The sequence below is a fragment of the Agrobacterium sp. lyk4-40-TYG-31 genome (genome assembly GCF_030209855.1).
In the GTDB taxonomy this organism is placed as follows: Bacteria; Pseudomonadota; Alphaproteobacteria; order Rhizobiales; family Rhizobiaceae; genus Agrobacterium; species Agrobacterium vaccinii.
The window spans coordinates 467,942-486,070 of record NZ_JARVRE010000004.1 but is presented as its reverse complement, the minus strand read 5'-3'; the positions used below and the strand labels follow the sequence as shown (position 1 = coordinate 486,070).

At 57.6% G+C, this 18,129-nt stretch carries 17 protein-coding genes; 5 read left to right on the top strand and 12 right to left on the bottom strand.

The window, feature by feature from the left end; translation table 11 throughout:
• The first annotated feature begins 118 nt into the window (after positions 1-118).
• On the top strand, positions 119-1,828 hold the full coding sequence (gene ade, locus QRN55_RS07575; RefSeq protein WP_284776120.1) for an adenine deaminase: 1,710 nt from the start codon (positions 119-121) through the stop codon (positions 1,826-1,828).
• 98 nt (positions 1,829-1,926) lie between these two features.
• Complete coding sequence (locus QRN55_RS07570) at positions 1,927-2,877, top strand: HD-GYP domain-containing protein (RefSeq protein WP_284776118.1); 951 nt, start codon at positions 1,927-1,929, stop codon at positions 2,875-2,877.
• Here QRN55_RS07570 and aac(6') read toward each other — a convergent pair.
• Both aac(6') and bglA read right to left on the bottom strand, forming a co-directional pair.
• The gene (gene aac(6'), locus QRN55_RS07565) at positions 2,840-3,328 is read right to left on the bottom strand and encodes an aminoglycoside 6'-N-acetyltransferase (RefSeq protein ID WP_284776116.1); all 489 of its coding nucleotides are present in this window, start codon (positions 3,326-3,328) and stop codon (positions 2,840-2,842) included. The two genes, QRN55_RS07570 and aac(6'), sit on opposite strands and share 38 nt — an antisense overlap.
• Positions 3,325-4,992 carry a beta-galactosidase BglA gene (gene bglA / locus QRN55_RS07560; protein ID WP_284776114.1) on the bottom strand — a complete coding sequence of 556 codons (1,668 nt, stop codon included), beginning with the start codon at positions 4,990-4,992 and terminating at the stop codon, positions 3,325-3,327. The genes aac(6') and bglA overlap by 4 nt, the downstream gene beginning before the upstream one ends.
• A 164-nt stretch (positions 4,993-5,156) precedes the next feature.
• On the opposite strand from bglA, the gene QRN55_RS07555 reads away from it, so the two are divergent.
• Entirely contained in the window at positions 5,157-6,074 is a 918-nt protein-coding gene (locus tag QRN55_RS07555) for a sugar kinase (RefSeq protein ID WP_284776112.1), read from the top strand.
• A 79-nt stretch (positions 6,075-6,153) separates the two neighbouring features.
• The gene (locus QRN55_RS07550; protein WP_284776110.1) at positions 6,154-7,203 is read left to right on the top strand and encodes a bifunctional monoglucosyl/glucuronosyl diacylglycerol synthase; all 1,050 of its coding nucleotides are present in this window, start codon (positions 6,154-6,156) and stop codon (positions 7,201-7,203) included.
• 186 nt (positions 7,204-7,389) lie between these two features.
• On the opposite strand, the gene QRN55_RS07545 is transcribed toward QRN55_RS07550, so the two are convergent.
• From QRN55_RS07545 to QRN55_RS07525, 5 genes are all read right to left on the bottom strand, one after another.
• Entirely contained in the window at positions 7,390-7,998 is a 609-nt protein-coding gene (locus QRN55_RS07545) for a DUF2026 family protein (protein WP_284776108.1), read from the bottom strand.
• A gap of 68 nt (positions 7,999-8,066) precedes the next feature.
• The gene (locus QRN55_RS07540) at positions 8,067-8,531 is read right to left on the bottom strand and encodes an NUDIX hydrolase (protein WP_284776105.1); all 465 of its coding nucleotides are present in this window, start codon (positions 8,529-8,531) and stop codon (positions 8,067-8,069) included.
• A 23-nt stretch (positions 8,532-8,554) separates the two neighbouring features.
• Positions 8,555-9,994 carry a ribosome biogenesis GTPase Der gene (gene der / locus QRN55_RS07535; RefSeq protein ID WP_233135021.1) on the bottom strand — a complete coding sequence of 480 codons (1,440 nt, stop codon included), beginning with the start codon at positions 9,992-9,994 and terminating at the stop codon, positions 8,555-8,557.
• 35 nt (positions 9,995-10,029) lie between these two features.
• Positions 10,030-10,701: a tetratricopeptide repeat protein gene (locus QRN55_RS07530; protein WP_284776102.1), complete on the bottom strand. Its 672-nt coding sequence runs from the start codon at positions 10,699-10,701 to the stop codon at positions 10,030-10,032.
• A gap of 154 nt (positions 10,702-10,855) precedes the next feature.
• The gene (locus QRN55_RS07525) at positions 10,856-11,440 is read right to left on the bottom strand and encodes an NnrU family protein (RefSeq protein WP_284776099.1); all 585 of its coding nucleotides are present in this window, start codon (positions 11,438-11,440) and stop codon (positions 10,856-10,858) included.
• 134 nt (positions 11,441-11,574) lie between these two features.
• Here QRN55_RS07525 and QRN55_RS07520 point away from each other — a divergent pair, with 134 nt between their 5' ends.
• Positions 11,575-12,558, top strand: coding sequence for a polysaccharide deacetylase family protein (locus QRN55_RS07520; protein WP_284776097.1), 984 nt, complete (start codon positions 11,575-11,577; stop codon positions 12,556-12,558).
• 53 nt (positions 12,559-12,611) lie between these two features.
• On the opposite strand, the gene sbmA is transcribed toward QRN55_RS07520, so the two are convergent.
• The 5 genes from sbmA to glpK all read right to left on the bottom strand — a co-directional run bounded on the left by sbmA (position 12,612) and on the right by glpK (position 18,033).
• On the bottom strand, positions 12,612-13,883 hold the full coding sequence (gene sbmA / locus QRN55_RS07515; RefSeq protein ID WP_284776095.1) for a peptide antibiotic transporter SbmA: 1,272 nt from the start codon (positions 13,881-13,883) through the stop codon (positions 12,612-12,614).
• Between the two features lie 186 nt (positions 13,884-14,069).
• Positions 14,070-14,822 carry a type I methionyl aminopeptidase gene (gene map / locus QRN55_RS07510; protein WP_284776094.1) on the bottom strand — a complete coding sequence of 251 codons (753 nt, stop codon included), beginning with the start codon at positions 14,820-14,822 and terminating at the stop codon, positions 14,070-14,072.
• A 19-nt stretch (positions 14,823-14,841) separates the two neighbouring features.
• Complete coding sequence (locus QRN55_RS07505) at positions 14,842-15,897, bottom strand: LLM class flavin-dependent oxidoreductase (protein ID WP_284776092.1); 1,056 nt, start codon at positions 15,895-15,897, stop codon at positions 14,842-14,844.
• Between the two features lie 107 nt (positions 15,898-16,004).
• Positions 16,005-16,472, bottom strand: a complete 468-nt coding sequence (locus QRN55_RS07500) for an SRPBCC family protein (protein WP_284776090.1) — start codon at positions 16,470-16,472, stop codon at positions 16,005-16,007.
• A gap of 67 nt (positions 16,473-16,539) precedes the next feature.
• The gene (gene glpK / locus QRN55_RS07495; protein WP_284776088.1) at positions 16,540-18,033 is read right to left on the bottom strand and encodes a glycerol kinase GlpK; all 1,494 of its coding nucleotides are present in this window, start codon (positions 18,031-18,033) and stop codon (positions 16,540-16,542) included.
• Between the last annotated feature and the right edge of the window lie 96 nt (positions 18,034-18,129).

The following is an 18,129-nucleotide window of genomic DNA, read 5'->3' as shown; positions in this document are numbered from 1 at the left end:
AAAGTGAAACCGGGTGCGGATGACGCGCCCGGTTTTGTTTTATGGTAAAGCAAGCTGGACAAGCCCTTGGCGCATCTGGCTTAATCCCCGCCAACCAAGAATTGACATGAGGTAACACGTGGCATCGGCACTTGAACGCAGAATCGATCAGGGTACAGCGCGCGAGAAGGCGGATATCGTCCTGAAGGGTGGCCGCTTTTTCGACCTCGTCACGGGCGAGCTCGTTGCCTCCGATATCGCGATCTGTGGCGACACCATCATCGGCACCTGCGAGACCTACGTGGGTGTGGAGGAAATCGACATCACCGGCAAGATCGTCGTGCCCGGTTTTATCGATACGCATTTGCACATCGAATCCTCGCTGGTCACGCCGCATGAATTCGACCGCTGCGTGCTGCCCTACGGTGTTACGACGGCGATCTGCGATCCGCATGAAATCGCCAATGTTCTCGGGTCCGAAGGCATCCAGTTCTTTCTCGATTCCTCGCTGGAAACCATCATGGACATTCGCGTCCAGCTGTCATCCTGCGTGCCCGCGACACATCTGGAGACATCCGGCGCCGATCTGCCAATCGAAAAGCTGCTGCCGTTTCGTGACCATCCCAAGGTCATCGGACTTGCTGAGTTCATGAACTTCCCCGGCGTGATCCACAAAGACCCTGTCAGCATGGCAAAGCTGGAAGCATTTCAGGGCCAACACATCGATGGTCACGCGCCGCTTTTATCCGGCACCGCGCTCAACGGTTACCTGTCGGCGGGCATCAGGACAGAGCACGAATGCACGACCGCTACTGAAGCCATGGAGAAAATTCGCAAGGGTATGCACATTCTGGTGCGCGAAGGGTCCGTGTCAAAGGATCTGCATGCTCTAATGCCCATCATCACGGAGCGGTTGTCGCCCTATCTGGCGCTCTGCACGGATGACCGCAATCCACTCGATATCGCCGAGCAAGGCCACCTCGATTACATGATCCGCACCGCCATCCGCAGCGGCGTGGAGCCGCTGGCGATCTACCGCGCGGCCTCTATTTCCGCCGCGAAAGCGTTCGGACTGAGAGACCGTGGCCTCATCGCACCCGGCTGGCGCGCCGATCTCGTTGTTATCGACACGTTGCAGGACTGCAAGGCCAGCATGGTTTTCTCGGCAGGGCGCAAGGTGACCGACGAACTCTTCGCCACGCGAAAGCCGGTGGCTGCCGTTGGCCTCGACAGCGTCAAGGCACGCCCCGTTCAGGCCTCCCATTTCGGCGTTCCAGCAACCGAGGGCGAGACGCCGGTCATCGGCGTCATGCCGGGCAAGATCATCACCGAGCATCGTCGCTACACGCTGCCCACGGATGGAAACCAGACGAGTGTCGATCTCGACAACGATATCATCAAGGTCGCCGTCATCGAGCGCCACGGCAAGAACGGCAATCACGCCAATGGCTTCGTGCAGGGCTTCGGCCTGAAAAAGGGTGCCATCGCCTCGACGGTCGGGCATGACAGCCACAACATCTGCGTCGTCGGCGTCAGCGAAGACGACATGGCGCAGGCGGCAAATCGCCTGGGCGAGATCAAGGGCGGCTTTGTCGTGGTCGAAGACGGCAAGATCACCGGCGAGATTGCCCTGCCCGTGGCGGGCCTGATGAGCCTTGAGCCTTACGAGACTGTGCGTGACACGCTGCACGACTTGCGCAAGGCGGCTTACGCGCTTGGCACCACGCTGGAAGAGCCCTTCCTGCAGGTGGCGTTCCTGCCCCTGCCCGTCATTCCGCATCTGAAGATTTCGGACATGGGAATGGTCGATGTCGATCGCTTTGCGCTGATCACATCTTCATCCGGCTAAAGAAACAGGCCTTAATATAAAGATGTACTCATATTAAATTAAGATAGTTACGTTAAATAACCTGTTGTGGGATTGGAGTATCGCTGCCGGAGCATTCTGTGGTTGTAACGAGGATAGACAAGTCGCAATTGAAGATTGGCATGTTCGTCGAAGCTGTCGAAGGCGCATGGCAGGACAGCCCGACATTGGGGCGGCGTTTTACTGTCCGATCAGGCAATGACATCGATCTGATTTTGAACAGCAACGTCAGCGCCGTCTTCATCAATACTGCCTTGGGCCGCGACATCACGTCTTCTTCACGCGGTTCCGGCGCGCGCAATATTACCACTGCGACCAAACAGGACAAGTTGGCGACGGCACTGAAGATCAAGGATCAGGCAGCGCAAGCGCGCTCGCTGATCGGCGACGTCTGTCAGGGTCGCACCATCTCGCCTGAGGCCTTCACGCCCCTGGTCAACGACGTGGCGAAAACGATGGAGGAAAATCCATCGCTTTACATCGGCATGTCACGCCTGCGCTTCCGCGATAGCGCCACCTTCGTCCATTCGCTAGCGGTTGCTGCTTTGATGCTTCACTTCGCAAGGTCCATGCAGATGGACGAGGAAACCGTGCAGCAGCTTTGCATGGCCGGGATCCTCCACGATATCGGCAAGCTCACGATATCCTTGCAGGTCCTGCAAAAACAGGGCCCCTTGAACGCGGCAGAGCGTGCGCTGATGGAGCAGCACCCTGAACGGGGCTATCAACTTCTGTCGAACACGCCCGGCATGTCACCGCTCGTGCTCGAAATCTGTCGGTCCCATCACGAGCGTCTGGATGGCAAAGGCTATCCAGATCGGCTTGCCGCCGAAAAGATCCGCACGGAAGTGCGCATCTCCACCATATGCGATGTCTTCGACGCGCTGACCTCTGCGCGACCCTATAAGAAGGGCTGGTCATCCCAGCAGGCGCTAAGCTGGATGATGTGCCGTGAAGAGCAGTTCGACAAGGCGCTGCTCTGGCAGTTCATTCTCAGCCTCGACCCCGAGATGACGAAGGGGATTTTGTAAGTTTGCGTCGGAAGTAGACAACCCTTTGAGTTTCTTCAAATCCGAGAGCCTTGTGCATGGTGTGAGAGGTAATATTTTCGATACCTGCATCAGAAGCAAGCTCCTCTACGCCGTTGTCTTGCGACCACGCGACCGCCTGTCCAACCAGAGCGCGTGCAACACCCATCCTGCGATGGGCCTCCTCGACAAAAATGCCCTCAAGGAAGGCCACAGGGGATGTCTTACATCCATTGACGTAATCGTAACGCAGACAGACCTCAGCAAAACCTATTGCAACACCCGTTTCCGAATAAGCCATGAAAGCAGCCTGTTTCTCTGGCGAAGAAAGAAACTGATTCAGTTCGGTTAGATGTTCATCGCATGATCTCTGAGGCCACAGCAGGAAACGCAATTTTGCCCAATCATCCAGCGACGTTTCGCCTGACTGAACAATAAGGCACCCGCTGCTCACGCAAGCTTCCCGCAGAACACATCCAGCGCATCCAGTTTTACCGTACCGGCGTCGAACAGCGGCTCGAAGCTTGGCATGCTCAATACTTCAGTGACCGTCAAATCCTTCGGGATCAGAAACTCGACCGGCTCCCGGGTCAGGTTGAACACGAAGAGCAGCGTTTCCTTGCCCTTATGGCGGGTGAAGGCCAGCAAATCCTGTTGAGTGTCCAGAAATACCATGTCGCCATCACGCAACGAGGCGTGGTTTTGCCGGAAGGCCAGTACGGCCTTGTAATGGTTGAGCACGGAGTCCGGTTTGCGCTCCTGCCCGTCCGCCGCCAGCATGGCATGCGCGTAGGGCACCGGTAGCCAGGGCTTATCGGCAGTCGTGAATCCTGCATTGGGTTTGCCCGTTTCCCAGACCATCGGCGTGCGGCAGCCGTCACGACCCTTGAAGGCGGGCCAGAATCGTATGCCGTAGGGATCGCGCAGGTCTTCGAAGGCAAGTTCGGCTTCCGTCAGCGCCAGTTCTTCGCCCTGGTAGAGGCAGATCGACCCACGCAGCGTGGCAAGAATGCTGAAGGCAAGCTTTGCCACGCGCATATGGTCTTCCGCACCCTCCGAAAAGCGGCTGAGGTGGCGCACCACATCATGGTTGGAAAATGCCCAGCAGACCCAGCCATCTGTCACAGCTTTCTGGAAGCCACTGACGGCACCGCGAATATGGCTGGCAGAGAAATCACCGCCCAGAAGGTCGAAGGTGTAGCACATGTTGAGCTTGTCACCGTCAGCCGTGTAGGAGGCGACCGTCTTGAGAGAGCGGGCACCGTCCCCCACTTCGCCCACCGTCATGCGGCCTTGATACTCGTCCAGAAGCGAGCGGAACCGCTTGAGGAACGCGATGTTCTCGACCTGCGTCTTATCGTGGATATGGCTCTGCATGCCATAGGGATTGACGTCAGGCGCATCGAGACCCGCATCGTCGCTATCCGGCTCATGCGGCGGGTTATCCCGCAGCAGCTTGTCGTGGAAATAGTAGTTGACAGTATCGAGACGGAAACCGTCCACGCCGCGCTCCAGCCAGAAACGAACTGTCTCCAGCAACGCATCCTGCACCTCGACATTGTGGAAGTTGAGGTCCGGCTGGGAGGCCAGAAAGTTGTGCATGTAATATTGCTTACGCACGCCGTCCCATTCCCACGCGGGACCGCCAAACACCGACAGCCAGTTGGTGGGTGCGGTGCCATCCGGCTTGGGGTCGGCCCACACATACCAGTCCGCCTTGGAATTCGTGCGGCTTGCCCGGCTGTCCTTGAACCAGGGGTGCTGGTCGGATGTGTGGGAGATCACCTGATCGATGATGATCTTCAGACCCAGCCTGTGGGCCTCGGCAATCAGCGCGTCGAAATCCGAGAGCGTGCCGAACATCGGATCGACATTGCAGTAATCCGAAACATCATAGCCCATATCGGCCATGGGCGAGGTGAAGAACGGCGAGAGCCAGATACCATCGACACCGAGCGATGCGATATATGGCAGGCGCTGGGTCACACCGGCAAGGTCACCGAAACCATCGCCTGTCGTATCCTGAAACGAGCGTGGATAGACCTGATAGATCACCGCTCCCCTCCACCAGTCTCCGTCTTGCGTGGCAATGTTGGCGGAGGTGTTCAGGTCCGGCATGGGCAATCTCCAGTGAATCTCCCCGAAGCATATAAAGCCCGCCACCATTCGTAAACGGCAATCATGCTGCATTTGCGAAGACAGGCCACTCATATGATGACTTGCCCTTGCCAGCCTGCGGCAGGCATCGTAATGCGAAACGTCAATGTATGGGAGGCAATTGCATGGGCGGACGGTTTCTTTCTATCGGCGAATGCATGGTCGAGCTTTCGCAGGCGGGCGATGGCCTGCTGCGCAAGGGCTTTGCCGGAGATACGCTCAACACCGCCTGGTATGCCCGTGCGTGCCTGCCTGCCGACTGGACGGTAGATTACTTCACCGCGCTGGGCGACGATCCACTTTCCCAGGAAATGCTCGACTTCATCCAAGCAGCGGGCATCGAAACCGCCAACGTTTCGCGCATCAAAGGCGGCACGCCGGGGCTTTACCTCATCAACCTCAAGGATGGCGAGCGGACCTTCAGCTACTGGCGCAGCATGGCTGCAGCACGCCAGCTTGCCAACGATGCCGACCATCTGCGGGGTACGATCGAAGCGGCAGACCTCATCTATTTCTCTGGCATTACGCTGGCCATTCTCGCGACACCCAACGCCGTAGATACGTTTCTTGCAGAAATGCGCCGCGCCAAGGCCGCTGGAAAGCGCGTGGTGTTCGATCCCAACATCCGGCCTCGCCTCTGGTCCGACCGGCAAACCATGCTGGATACCATTACCCATGGCGCCCGTGCAGCGACCTTGGTCATGCCAAGTTTCGATGACGAAGCGGGCAATTTCGGCGATACCAATGTCGAGGCGACCATCACCCGCTACCGCGCACTTGGCGTGCGCGACATCGTCGTCAAGGACGGCGCAAAGGGCGCGACTCTCGATTTCGATGGCGAGCGCTCCCACGCACCCGCTGTGCAATCAGCCTCGGTTGTCGATACGACCAGCGCCGGTGACAGTTTCAACGGCGCTTTCCTGTCGAAACTGGTGACGGGTGCCGCCCCTCAAGACGCCGCAGCCTCTGCCGCAAAAGCGGCCGCCACCGTCATCGGCCACCATGGAGCGCTGATCGACCCGGCCCTGCTGCCGAAGAGCTGACATCAAGCTGTAACATGCCTGCCGCATACACGCTAAAGTCCGGCCCAGCTCCGGGATTCGCAAGTGCAGGGGTCAATGCATGACCAGAATTACCATCGTCACCGATGCCTGGCATCCACAGGTCAACGGCGTCGTGCGCTCCATCGAAAACACCAATGCCGAACTGGAGCGCATGGGCGTAGAGGTGTGCATGGTGACGCCGCAGAGCTTTCACTCCGTTCCCTGCCCCACCTACCCGGAAATCCGTCTTTCCGTTGCCAGCTATCGCCGCGTTTCCAAGGAAATCGAGAAAAGCCAGCCGTCCTATGTGCATATCGCCACCGAAGGGCCGCTGGGCTTCATGGCGCGCCGCTGGTGCATCAAGCACGGCATGCGCTTTTCGACGAGCTACCACACGCGCTTTCCCGAATATGTCGCTGCACGCTTTCCCATTCCCGAAAGCTGGCTCTATGGTTTCGTGCGCTGGTTCCACAATGGCGGCAGCGCCTGCATGGTAGCAACGCCCAGCCTTGAGACGGAACTGAACGCCCGTGGCGTCAGAAATCTCAAACGCTGGAGCCGTGGCATCGACGCCGCGCAGTTTTTCCCGCGCGAGAAAGTCGCCAACCCCTTCGACTTGCCACGCCCCATCTACATGACGGTCGGTCGGGTCTCGGTGGAAAAGAACCTGCCGGAATTTCTCGACCTTGATCTACCCGGCTCGAAAGTCGTGGTGGGCGATGGCCCGGCACGCGCCGACCTTCAGAACAAATACCCCGATGTGCTTTTTACAGGCGTGAAGACCGGCAGGGAATTGGCCGAAGCCTATGCCCAGGCCGATGTCTTCGTGTTCCCTTCCAAGACGGATACCTTCGGCAATACGATCCTTGAAGCGTTGGCCAGCGGCGTGCCGGTCGCGGCATTCCCCGTAACCGGCCCCATCGACATTCTGGGCGGCCACACCAAGGCGGGAGCGCTGAGCGAAGACCTGCGCACGGCCTGCCTTGCCGCGTTGGAATGCTCCCCGGACGCAGCGCTTGCGCTCTCCCGCTCCTATTCCTGGGAAACCGCGTCACGGCAATTCCTGAACAACGTCACCTCGGCTGCCAGCAGCGGCGTGCCGGAGTTCTACGCAACATCGCCAGCGTAAGGCCACAAGCACGGTGAAATCTGAACGCGCTGCGCATTTTTAGCCGCAAGCGTCTGGACGAACTCCGCTTGTACTGTCACAAGGCGTGCGGGATGCGACTGCCGCTATCTATAGAGCGGGGTCGGGCTGCTGATTGACGTCAGGCGGCTGCCGCGAGTTTACGCTGGCCGTCCTTTTCAAAATCCATCACCATGCGCCAGTCAGCGGATTTCCCACAAGCGGTATTGTCCGGCTTTTACCGTTGCTATCGCTGACAGAAATGGATGGCTGCATCTGCTTGGGCGATTTGCGAAACCATCCCGCTGCGATGGATGCGAGATCGCCGACCATGCCGTGCTTGCGCCAGTCGGCGAAACGGCGGGCAGTCGCGTCCGGCTCCGATTTGTAGAAGTAGTCACCGGACTGGCTGAGATCGTTGATGGACGGTGCCATAGATGACAGTGGCTTTTGAAACATTTTCGCCGGTATGGAGAGGCCCGCCGCCGCCTGCGTAAACGCCGGGGCCATGAAATCGATGGCCCAGCCATCAACCTCCAGCCAGCAGTGAAAATTCTCACCCGCGCCGGTCACATGACCATCTTCGCGATGATCAGCGAACAGCAGGTTCGTGCCACCAAGATTATAAGCCGCCAACCCACCTTTCGGCTTGGCCTTCACCTTGTAATGGTGCTCCAGAATGAACGCGCCGAAAGTGCTGAAATACATCGAAGCGGTTGCTGGATCGGCATTTTCATTGATCAGCAGGCTGTTGATGACGCGGTAGATGCGATGATAATCGGTCTGCTTAATCAGCATGATAAGTCCTCAAGAAATATTATCGATGCCTGCAACAGCGCTATGCGCGCGGCTTCGAGCCGTACGGGCTACGGTGTTTGAATGCGGAGATGGTTCGATGGACTGCGTTGAACGAACTCGGCTTCGACGTGCCGGAGCACTTTGCGTTGACCCGCGAAAGGCACCATTGTCAACGCCTCGGTGAAGGACACCCAACGGAACTCGCTGTGCTCTTCATTGATCGTGACGTCCGCACCAGCATCGACAAATCCCACGAAAACAGGAAGCATGCTAATTGCATTGCGGTCTGCCTCGTAGAATTGCTCGCAAATATCAGCAGAATATAGCTGTTGGCAGACCAGTCGCGTCTCTTCCTTCACTTCTCGCATCGCTGTCTGCCATGCGGTTTCGCCGTCTTCGATACCGCCTGCAATCTGGCACCACTCACCAACCAAGGTATGGTTCCGGCGTAGCAGCAACACATGATGGCCGTGCGAAGTCTCACGGATAATGACAACCGATACCGCGGAACAATGGATTGGAATACCAGCCATGAAAACGTTTCCGTCGATGAAGCTCAGCGCCTCTTCTTCGCCTTGCTCTCGAACGGATTATCCGAACCCCGATAATGCACGCGGATCGGCACGCCGGGCATGTCGAAATCCTTGCGCAGATTGTTGACGAGATAGCGTGTGTAGGATTCCGGGATCGATTCCGGGCGTGTGCAGGAAATCATGAATGCGGGCGGGCGGGCCTTGACCTGCGTCATGTACTTAAGGCGCAGGCGGCGACCGGAGACAGCCGGTGGTGGATGCTGGGTGACCTGAGCATCCAGCCACTTGTTGAGCTTGGCGGTGGAAATGCGGCGGTTCCAGATTTTGTCGGTGTCGATGATGTTCTGCATCAACCTGTCGAGGCCGTAGCCGGAATGGCCGGACATGGGCACGGCACGAATACCGCGCGCCTGCGGCAGAAGACGCTCGGTCTTTTCACGCAGGTCGGCCAGAAATGCCTGCGGGTCTTCGACCAGATCCCATTTATTGAAGGCCAGCACGGCAGCGCGGCCTTCACGCAGTACCAGATCGACCAGCTGCAAATCCTGCTTTTCGAAGGGAATTGTCGAATCGAAGACGATGACGACGGTTTCGGCAAAGCGGATGGACCGCAGCGAGTCCGCGACCGAAAGCTTTTCCAGCTTTTCCGTAACGCGGGCCTTGCGACGCATGCCCGCCGTATCGAACATCTTGATGGTGCGACCACGCCAGTCCCATTCGACGGAGATGCTGTCGCGGGTAATGCCTGCTTCCGGGCCCGTCAAAAGGCGTTCTTCACCAAGATACCGGTTGATGAGCGTGGATTTACCCGCATTCGGGCGGCCGATGATGGCCACGCGCAGCGGCTTGGTCTCGTCGTAAACAGGCTCTTCTTCTTCCTCGTCTTCCTCGCCATCAAGATCACCGTGGCGCAGGACGACATCGGTTTCGGCCTCGTCAAAATCATCCTCCGGCGGAAACGCAACGTCCTCGCCGATGGCGGCAACGATGGCATCGCGAAGGTCGATCATGCCCTGGCCGTGTTCTGCGGAGATCGGGCATGGCTCGCCAAGGCCGAGCGTATAGGCATCGTAGAAACCACCATCGGAGCCGCGCGCTTCCGACTTGTTGGCCACCAGCACCACCGGCTTGCCGCGGCGGCGCAGCATTTCGCCCAGAGTTTCATCGGCAGGCGTCAGACCGAATTTGGCATCGACCACGAACAGGGTCAGATCGGCCTCTTCGATAGCTTCTTCCGTCTGTGCCCACATGCGGCCTTGCAGCGTATCGGGCGCGGATTGCTCCAGACCGGCCGTATCGATGATCGTGAAGCGAAGGTCGATGAGTTTCGCATCGCCCGGACGGCGGTCGCGGGTAACGCCCGGTGTATCATCGACAAGCGCCAGCTTTTTGCCAACCAGACGGTTGAACAGCGTGGACTTGCCAACATTAGGACGCCCGACTATGGCGACGGTGAAACTCATGGGGAAACCCTAACTTGAATAACTGAGGCGCGAATTTACGCTGCCTTGCCGGATGCGGCAATATTGTCGAGCATGATCTGCGCGCGGCTGGTGACATTGCGCGGCGCCTGAACATCTGCGGTGATCTGCTCGAACCACTGCTTTGCCTTGGCGAAATTGCCCGCCTTGTAAGCGGAAAGACCCAGCGCTTCCCGTGCGGAGTTGCGCATGGCCTGCCCCTCGCCCGTCAGCACTTCTGCCTGCGCGGAAACCTGCTCGTAAGTGCCGGTGTCAACCAAGAGCCATGCAGCGCGAACCTTGGCAGTATCGCGGAAGACCTGCGGAGCACTGTTGTCGTTACCGATAGCGGTGAAGGCAGCAATAGCGCCAGCAGCATCACCCTTCTGGGCCAGAAGCGTGGCGGACCGGAATTTGGCGAGAACGGGATAGGATCCGTGGCCTGCCGTTTCCAGATCGGAAAACGCCTTCATCGCTTCGTCGTTCTTGCCTTCCTGCGCCAGCTTCAGCGCGGTAGCGAATTGGTCGCCGGAGGCCGATGCGCGGCTGGTGTTCCAGTATTCATAGATACCGGCACCCACAGAGCCCAGAACGATCAGCACCGCGGCACCAACGACGACGATGCCGTAGCGTCCCCAGAAATTGTTGAACTGCTCCGAACGAATCTGCTCGTTTACTTCGCGGATGAAGGTGTCATTCTCGTTCGCCATCGAATTCTCCGTTACCCGCACCGGAACAGTTGCCGTTCATTCGGTCTGCGGACATGCCAACGCCCTTTGTCGCGACCAGCAAAAAGGCCAACCACGATCATTGGTCGGCCTTCTAGCCTATTTTCCCCTATATGTAAGGGGAAAAGTCAATTTCTTACATCGCGATAGGCTGCACACCAATCAACCATTCGTGCAGCTTCCAGATGAAAGCCGCCCACAACACGATGCCCAGCACCACAGCGGCGATATCGTAACGCACCGAAACGAACGCGCGGCTGACCACTTCACCGGCGCGCGCGCGACGCTTCAAGAGGATGCGCATGACCACGCCCCACGCCAGAAACGATGCAAACAGGATGACGGACGAGGTCTCGCCATTGGCCAGAAGATGCGACGTCGTCCAGATTTTGACCGCAAGGATCAGCGGATGCTTGGTTTTGGCAACGATGTGACCAGCAGGCAGGCAGCCTGCGGCCAGACAGATCATCGCAAACAGCATCAACGTCAGCGCGATATGGCTCATCCAGACCGGCGGATAATACAGCATGCCCGTAACCTGCCGCGCCTGATCGAATGAATAGGCCACCAGCAGGATCGCGAGTATGCTGACCAGCGAATAGACGATTTTCCACGGAGTTGCGCCCATGCGGGCAATCATACCATCACGCCAGCCGGGCGCGATGAACCGCAACGAATGCGTAACAAAGAAAAACACGAGACAGAGAATCAGCAGCAGCATGTAGCGCTCCCCAGCGGTGCGAAAAAGACATGCTAGGGAAGTATGGCGAAAACCGCAAAATTGCCAGACAAATCAAAGCTTCGCCTTATTACCGCGTCAAAAGGCCTCTGCCTTCCCATAGAATGTGGTCAATCATGTTTCGTACCTTTGCCGTTTTAAGTCTTTCATTGTCCGTTGCCCTGCCTGCGCTCGCGCAAACTGACGAGAAGCCAAAGCAACTTGTCCTGGTTTCCTTCGATGGCGCGGGTGATAACGCATTGTGGACACGCAGCCGCGAGACCGCAAAGGAAGTCGGCGCGCATTTCACCTATTTTCTCGCCTGTACGCTGGTGATGGATCGCAAAACCAGTGCCAAAAGCTATCAGGGACCGGGGCAGAAAACCGGGCGCTCCAACGTCGGTTTCGGGCAGTCCATCGAAGAAGTCGAGACCCGCCTTGGCAACATCTGGGCGGCGAAACAGGAAGGCCACGAAATCGCCAACCACACCTGCGGCCATTTCGATGGCGGCCACTGGACGGCAGAGGAATGGGACGCCGAGTTCACATCTTTTACCAGCACGCTGGAAAATGCCTGGCAGATGATCGGCAAGAAGGGCGAGGAGCCGCAGGGCTGGCGCGATTTCGTGAAGGGCATCAACGGCTTTCGTGCACCCTACCTGTCCCAGAGCGACGCCTTGACCACCGCGCAGAAGAAGCACGGTTTCGTCTATGATGCGACGAGCATCACCAAGGGTCCGGCATGGCCGGTGAAGAAGGACGGTATCGAACACTTCGGCCTGCCGCTCATTCCCGAAGGGCCGAACGACCGCCAGATCATCGCCATGGACTACAATCTCTTCGTACGCCATTCCATGGCCATAGAAAATCGCGAAAGATCAGCGGAATTCGAAGAGCGCGCCTACCACGCCTTCCGCGCCGCCTTCGACAAACAATATGACGGAGAACGCGTCCCCCTCCAGCTCGGCTTCCACTTCGTCAAAATGAACGGCGGCGCCTACTGGAACGCGTTCGAGCGCCTGCTGCGCGAAGTCTGCAAGAAGGAAGACGTTGCCTGCGTAAGCTATGCCGAGGCGATGCCGATGATCGAAGCACGGCGCGGGGCGAAGTCGGAGGGGTGAAACTCTCGCGGATAGAAATGAAAAAGGGTGGCGCAAGGCCACCCTTTTTTGTGTCAGGTCGGCTTGTTCGCCGCCAACTCACCGTCTTCCGCCTCACGCTTAAGATAGCGCTGATCGATTTCCGGCAGCGGCTTGTCATCGATTGCGGCCTCGAAGGCCTTTAGGCGTTTATGGATGGATAGAAGCTCGATGATCGTTGTCCACGAATTGACCAGATACTGGAAAGAGTTACTGACCTGACCAAACGCCGTGGATATCTGCTGGAATATACCATAGGTAATTTTGCCCGCGACAATGGTGGGAACCAGCATGAGTAGCAAAAATACCGCATCAGCCTGCAAGTAGAAATAGCGCGCAACGTTGAAGTATAGATAGTGCCAGTACATCCGGAAATAGTTCTTTCGGACATTGCCGAAAAGCTCTTTTACGGTCACCGGGTCCGCTCGCTCAGCATGGTCTTCGCCGTAAACAAGCTCTTTACGGTAAGCAGCTTCAACACGTTGATTTCGGAAATTCAATCCGGGCAGTTTAATTCCGGCAGTAGCCAACAGTATGGTGCCAAACGCTGACCATAGAATCGCGAGCCAGAACAGAGCATGTGGTATTTCGCCGATAATTGGCAACTCAGAGACGTAGCTCGATAGCGAGAACAGAATTGGCAGGAAAACGACGAGCGTCATAACAGAATTTATCAGCGTAATTCCGAGGCCTTCGACGGTCGCCGAGAACCGCATCGTATCTTCCTGAACGCGCTGCGACGCACCTTCGATGTGACGTAGCTTCTCCCATTTTGACATGTAGAAGTTGTTCATAGCTGTCCGCCAACGGAAGACATAATGGCTCGTGAAAAAGTCGGTCATGATTGAAACAACCATGCTGAAAAATACCAGCTTGGCGAAACCAATTTGCAGACTGTAGAAATCCCAAGCCGTTATGCCTGGCTGTTTGGCAAGCGCATTCTGAAGCAAATCACCAAAAGGCCGTCGAAAATTATTAATGACGACGCTGACTTGGACCCCGAAGTACGTAACGGCGATAATCAGAAGGGAACCCCAAATCGACCAGTATTTCCATGGGTGGTCCTTGGCGGCTACCGTCCAGAATGCACCAAATATGCCAAGGCACGCCGTCAGATACGCGTAGAAATACAGATTGGCAGGCACGATGAAATAGGTGAGATCGAAGGGTTCTTGCTCAGGCATCACATATCCAAGCGAGGCACCGACAGCCTGAAATACAAGATACCAACCGAAAATAGCGACAAACGCCCAAATCACTGCGGAGGTGAAAAACAGTTTGGGTTTTGGGAAGAAGGAATGGAACACGTTTTGAACTCTCGCGAGTTTTGAGGTCGGCCATTATTGGCGAAGCAGTTTTGTGGGAAACTAGGCCAGAAATCGGTTAGCAGCAATGCGGCAAACGCTAACTTACGAAGATGTAAGATAAATCGACGGTTCTGTAATCATACATTACCAAACCATTACTTACGGCAAGCCTGCAAGCGCCGAAAATTACTCGGCAAGCGTGAGGATCAGCGGGCCGTTCTTGGTCGCCACAACCGTGTGTTCGAACTGAACCGTCGGTGCGCTCGGGTCGCTGAACAGCGTCCACGGATCGTCATCACCATCCTCGGCCCAGTAGGCCCCCATGGACAGGAAGGGCTCGACCGTGAACACCATTCCTTCGGTCATGATCCGGGTTTCATCCTTGTCGGGCCATGTCGCAAGTTCGGTCGGCTCCTCGTGAAGGGAGCGACCGATGCCGTGGCTGGCAAGGTTGGTAATCAGCGTGTAGCGGTTTTTCTTGGCGAAGGCCCCGATAGCATTGCCGATATCGGCCAGCGGGCGACCGGATTTGATCTGTTGCAGGCCGGTCCACATGGCGCGCTTGCCATCGCGGCACAGGCGCTCGATTTCTTTTTTGACGGGCGGAACGGCAAAGGATGAGCCGGTATCGCCGAAGAAACCATCCTTCACTGCCGATACGTCGATATTGACGAGATCACCCGCCTTGATGATGCGGGGACCCGGAATGCCGTGGGCCACCTCTTCATTGACACTGATGCAGGTGGCGCCGGGAAACTGATAGCAGAACTCCGGGGCAGACACCGCGCCGTTGTCTTCCAGAACCTTGCGGCCAATGGCGTCCAACTCCAGCGTGGTAATACCCGGTTCCAGCCGATCAGCCATGGTCTGCATCGCCAATGCGCAGATGCGACCAATGTCTTTCAGCTTGACCAGTTCTTCTTCGGTGGAGATGACCATTGTTGTTCCGTCGTGTTTTTCAGGCCACGCCTTTCGCCCTATCGGCACGTCCAGTCAATTCTTTTCTGACGATTGGGGCGACTTTGGTGCCGTACAGCTCGATACCGCGCATGATCTGATCATGCGGCATCAGGCCAATGGCCATCTGCAACAGGAAGCGGTCATTGCTGAAAACGCTGTGCGCCTTGATGATTTTTTCCGCCACCAGTTCAGGCTCGCCCAGAAACAGATTGCCCTCCGGTCCACGCGCCACGTCGTATTGCGCACGGTTGGTTGGTCCCCAACCGCGCTCGCGACCGATGCGGTTCATCACCTCGGCCTGCGGACCATAGAACTGGTCGGCGGCCTTGTCGGTCGTGTCGGCAATGAAGCCATGAACGTTGATGCTGGTCTTCTGCTTTGCCGCATCCTGACCCGCCCGGCGTGCGGCCTCGCGGTAGAGATCGAACAACGGCGCATATCGCCGGTATTCGCCACCGATGATCGCCAGCGCAACCGGCAGACCCATGGCACCGGCGCGCGCCACCGATTGCGGTGTACCGCCAACAGCAATCCACACCGGTAGACGCTCCTGCAACGGACGCGGATAGACGCCGCGCCCGTTGATGGGCGGGTGCGTGTTGCCGGACCACGTGACGATCTCCTGCTCGCGAAGGGCCAGAAGCAGATCGAGCTTCTCGCTGAACAGCTCGTCGTAATCCTCAAGATTATAGCCGAACAGCGGATAGGATTCGATGAAGGAGCCGCGACCGGCCATGACCTCAGCGCGTCCGTTGGAGAGAAGATCGACCGTTGCAAATTGCTGGAACACCCGGATCGGATCATCGGAGCTGAGAACGGAGACAGCGCTGGTCAGGCGAATATTTTTGGTCTTCACGGCAGCAGCAGCCAGCACTGTCGAGGGCGACGAAATCGCGTAATCGGGGCGGTGGTGCTCGCCAAGACCGAACACATCCAGCCCGACCTGATCGGCAAGCTCAATTTCCTCCAGTAGGTCACGAAGCCTTCGCGCGCCCTCTTGGCCCTTCGGTGCGTTGGGATCGACGTCCGCGAATGTATAAAGCCCCAGTTCCATGCCTGTTTCCTTCCGTATCTCTTTTCAGAGATAGGCATGGATGCCGTTGGAGGCAAACCCAAAATGTGGAAGAAAACCTTCGATGGATTAGATGGACCGCTGCAATATCAAAGACGCTGAAGCAGTGCCTCCATCTGCTCCGCAGCCGCGTTCCAGCCTTCCTCGAAACCCATCTCCTCATGGGTCTTCTTGTCTTCCGCCGTCCAGTGCAAGGCGCGCGCGATGTATTTCGTCGCCCCGTTGCCAGCATCTTCGAAGGTCACATAGCCGGTCATGAAAGGTCGGTCGCCCGGCACCCAGCCCTCGCGAAACGCATCGGTAAAAATGAGGCGCTGGTTGGGAACAACGTCAAGAAACACACCGAGATTTTCATAGACCTCGCCGGTCGGCGCATGCATCGTGGTGTTGAAGGCCCCGCCAGGTCGCATATCGATCACGGCGCGCGATGTCTGATACGGCAAAGGCGCCCACCACTGGATCAACATTTCAGGGTCCGCCCAGGCCTGAAACACCTTTTCCGGCGGTGCATTGATGATGCGGCTCAGTGACAATTCATGCTCTGCGATCTTCTGCATCCGCTGTCCCTCCCCTAAGACAGCGAATACCATATCGCATTTTAGCAATAACTATAACTAACCATTTTTAGGTAGCGCTCAACGTCCTGCGAACCGCGTTTTTCCAGCCCTTGATCTTACGCTCGCGGGTCTCGTCATCCATTTTAGGCTCGAAACGCTGGTCGCGCGACCAAGCATCTGAAAACGCCCTCATGTCCGGCCAGACCCCAGCCTTGCTGCCCGCAAGCCATGCGGCACCGAGTGCGGTCGTTTCAAGGATGACCGGGCGGTCCACGGGTGCGTAGATAAGGTCGGAAAGACGCTGCATCGTCCAGTCGGAGGCCACCATGCCGCCATCGACGCGCAGAACCGTATCGCCATTGGCGTTCTTCCAGTCCTTGTGCATGGCGTCCAGCAGATCGCCGGTCTGATAGCAGACGGCTTCGAGTGCCGCGCGTGCAAACTCCGCCGGGCCCGTGCCGCGCGTCAGCCCAAACATCGCGCCGCGTGCATCCGCATCCCACCAGGGCGCGCCGAGACCGACGAAGGCAGGAACCAGATAGACGTCCTGCGAAGGGTCGGCCTTTTCGGCCAGCGCTCCGGTTTCCGAGGCTGAACCGATCACCTTCAAGCCATCCCGCAGCCATTGCACCGCAGCGCCCGCCACGAAGATGGAGCCCTCCAGAGCGTATGTCGTCTTGCCATTCAGTCGGTAGGCAATGGTCGTCAGCAGCCGGTTCTTGGAGCGAACCATGTCTTCACCAGTGTTGAGGAGCGCAAAGCAGCCCGTGCCATAGGTGGATTTCAGCATGCCGGGTTCGAAACAGGCCTGCCCGATGACGGCAGCGTGCTGATCGCCCGCCACGCCGAGAATGGGGATCGGCGCGCCGAACAGTTCTTCATCGGCCACGCCGAATTCGGCGGCACAATCCAGCACTTCCGGCAGAACCAACGGCGGCACATCGAGAATGTCGAGAAGCTGCTTGTCCCAGACATTCTTTTCGATGTTGAACATCAGCGTGCGCGACGCATTGGTGGCATCGGTCACGAAGGATTTGCCGCCCGTCAGCCGCCAGATGAGGAACGTATCGACCGTGCCAAAGCACAACTCGCCCTTTTCGGCCCGCTTGCGCGCACCCTTGATCTTGGAGAGCAGCCAGGACAGTTTGGTGCCGGAAAAGTAGGGATCGAGCAGCAGGCCGGTTTTCTTGACGAAGGCCTTCTCGTGGCCGTCTTTCTTCAGTTTTTCGCAAAGCTTGGCGGTGCGCCGGTCCTGCCAGACGATGGCGTTGTGCAGCGGCTTGCCTGTGTCTCGCTCCCACAGCAGTGTGGTTTCGCGCTGGTTGGTAATGCCGATGGCGGCGATATCAGAGGCCTTCAGCTTGGCTTTTTCGAGTGCCTGTTTGATGGACCAGACGACGCTTTCCCATATCTCTTCCGGGTCATGCTCTACCCAGCCTGAATCGGGAAATATCTGGCGGAATTCTTTCTGCCCCGTGCCTGCCACCTGCATCGAACCATTGAAAACGATGGCCCTTGTCGATGTCGTACCTTGGTCGATGGCGAGGATATATCCGCCCATGCATGCCTCCCGAAACTATGTCTGCGGCAAAACAATATGCGCGGCGGGGAAAGTCAAGCCACCGCCGCATGCATCCTCATGTCAAATACGATTGCC